2 protein-coding genes are annotated in these 2,444 nt (G+C 67.6%); one reads left to right on the top strand and one right to left on the bottom strand.

Annotated elements, in window-relative coordinates; genetic code table 11:
• Positions 1 to 72: 72 nt before the first annotated feature.
• Positions 73 to 1,707 carry a hypothetical protein gene (locus tag ACXIZN_RS43070; RefSeq protein WP_457960762.1) on the top strand — a complete coding sequence of 545 codons (1,635 nt, stop codon included), beginning with the start codon at positions 73 to 75 and terminating at the stop codon, positions 1,705 to 1,707.
• A 346-nt stretch (positions 1,708 to 2,053) separates the two neighbouring features.
• On the opposite strand, the gene ACXIZN_RS43065 is transcribed toward ACXIZN_RS43070, so the two are convergent.
• A partial coding sequence (locus tag ACXIZN_RS43065) for an HNH endonuclease signature motif containing protein (protein WP_457960761.1) occupies positions 2,054 to 2,444 on the bottom strand: 391 nt, incomplete at its 5' end.

Here is a 2,444-nt window from a genome sequence, read left to right as displayed (position 1 = left end):
CGGGGTGGGTGGAAACTCGGAGGCGGTGGGTGGGCGCCGAGATTAGGCTCCCCGCCCGAGGGGGGGAGGGTGATGGACACCGAAGAACAGCTGTGGCGCCAGATCCGCGTCACCGACCGGATGTGGGAGGGCCCCGGCCAGATCGCCGCGCTCGAGAAGGTGTTGCGGCGCGTAGACGCGCTGGGGCTGAGCGCTCATCGGAACGAGGCGCGCGTCCGGCTCGCCACCGCGTACCTGCTCGGCGGCGAGCCCGCGAAGGCCTTCGAGCCCCTTTCCCGATGTCTGGACTCCGGCGATCCCGAGCTCAGGCCGGTGTTCGACTACCTGGCCGAGGCATTCGTCGAAGACCCGCGCGTTCCGCTCGTGGACACCCTCGCCGCGCTCGACGAAGGTGAACGACTTTTCGGTCCGATGCCGGACAACCGCCTGATCATCGCGTCGCACCTCGGCACCGAGGCGGACTTCCGGTACGAGGCCCCCGCGGAAAGCTCGCGGTGCGGCCAGTGCGACACCGGCTTGAGGATCGATCACCTGCTCCGGATCGGCCGCATCGACGACGCCGTCGAGCTCTTCTCCGACGACGACCACTGCTCCCGGCAGCCGCACACGATGCTCGCGGCACTGATGCTCCCGTTCGCCCGGGCCGGCAGGCTCGACGACGCGGTGGAAGCCTTCCGGAGGTCCTATTCGGCCTTCTGGACCGAGCAGGCGGAGCTCGGCTCGCTGGCCCGGCACGTCGAGTTCTGCGCACACACGGGAAATCACGCCGCGGCCCGGAAACTGATCGACCGGCACGGCGGCTGGCGATCGACGCCCTCCGCGACGATGGAGTTCCACGCCGCGGCGGCCTTGGTGACGGAATCCCACGCGTCCCTGGCGCTGGAGATCGCCGCCCGGTTCGACGCCCGCAACGGTAACTCCGCGCAGAGCGAGCGGATCCGGGCCTTGCTCGCCGCGGATCCGGCGCCGATCGCGGTGGACCTCGGTTCCGCGTTGCTCCCCAGCACCAAGCGAATCGGGTCGCGACTCGTGATCTATCCGAAGACCGTGGAGGAACTGGCTTCCCTGGCCGAACGCAGCGAAGACGATCCGGAGTTCGCGGCCATCATGTGGGAGCGGTTCGACGAGCTCCTGCCGAACCCAGAAGGTGAACTGCTCACGCGCCGTCGCGCCGGTTCCGGCGAACCCGCCGCAGCCACCGACCGCGGTCCCGGGGCACGCGCGTTCCGGGACGCTGCGCTGACCCTGGAAGAGGACCCCTTGCGAGCCTTGACGTTCGCGCGAGAGGCCATCGATCTCTTCCAGGCGAAGTCCGACTACGTGCACGCCGCCCGCGCACGACTGATGGCGGCCTGGATCCTGGCGTTCACGGGCGATTCGAAGGCCGCCCTCGACTTGATCGACAAGCCCGACCCCGTCGGCGGAATCCCCGAGGTGCAGGCCGAGGTGCTGTACACCCACGGAAAGCTCTCGCAGGCGCTCGGCGATCTCGACGAGGCGGCGTTCCGGCTCCTCATGGCCGCCGAAAGCTTCGAGTCCGCCGAGAACACCGACGCGCTCGGCTGGACCCGCGCCGATCTCGCGGAGCTCTTCCTGACGATGGACCGTTTCGAAGACGCCGCCGACGCCGCCGAAGAGGCCGTCCGGCTGGTGCCCACGGCGCGGGCCCTGGCATTGCGGGATCGGGCTTACCTTTTGCGCGCCTGATGATGTGGGCGGTGATCGCGCCGTTGCTCCCGACTGAACAGGGCAGCGGGTAGAACGGTGACGTAGTCACGCCCTTGGCTACGCGATTTGTGCCTGAGCGCACGGGTGCGCCGTGGCGTGAACTGCCTGAGCGGCTGCGCCACGTATGAGCGGTCGCGGAAGTGGACCGCAGACGGGACGTGGCACCGGGTCCTGGAACACATGATCGTCAAGGACGACTCGCCAGGGGCTTGGACGCCCACTTCGAGTTCGCGATTCGCGTCGATTCGACGGGTGTCCGAGGCATCGGCACGCTGCGGGCGCACTGGAGCGCAGCCGTATAGGTCGTTATACAGTCACCAACGGCCTATGCCCTGAGGTGCATGGTGTTCCGTCTCGGTGTGCCGGTGGGGTCGAGGTAGGTGGGTGGGGTGAATTCGGGGAGTCCGTCTTGGGCGATCTGGACTTTCCATTCGCTGCCGGTGGGGTCGAGGTAGGTGGGTGGGGTGAATTCGGGGAGTCCGTCTTGGGCGATCTGGACTTTCCATTCGCTGTGGTGGATGTCGAGGTAGGTGGGTGGGGTGAATTCGGGGAGTCCGTCTTGGGCGATCTGGACTTTCCATTCGCTGTGGTGGATCAACCGGTGATGCTTGGTGCACAACAGGACGAGGTTGTCGATCTTCGTTTCGCCGTGGTGTCGCCAGAACACGATGTGATGGGCGGTGCAGCGGGGTACGGGCATGTCGCAGCCGGGGAAC

The organism is Amycolatopsis sp. TRM77291 (assembly GCF_054166285.1).
Note: the sequence above shows the minus strand (reverse complement) of the source record. Positions and strands in the feature narration are given on the sequence as shown.

Coding starts and splice junctions, on each gene's coding strand:
- ACXIZN_RS43070 (WP_457960762.1), top strand. CDS start 73: ATGGACACCGAAGAACAGCTGTGGCGCCAGATCCGCGTCACCGACCGG.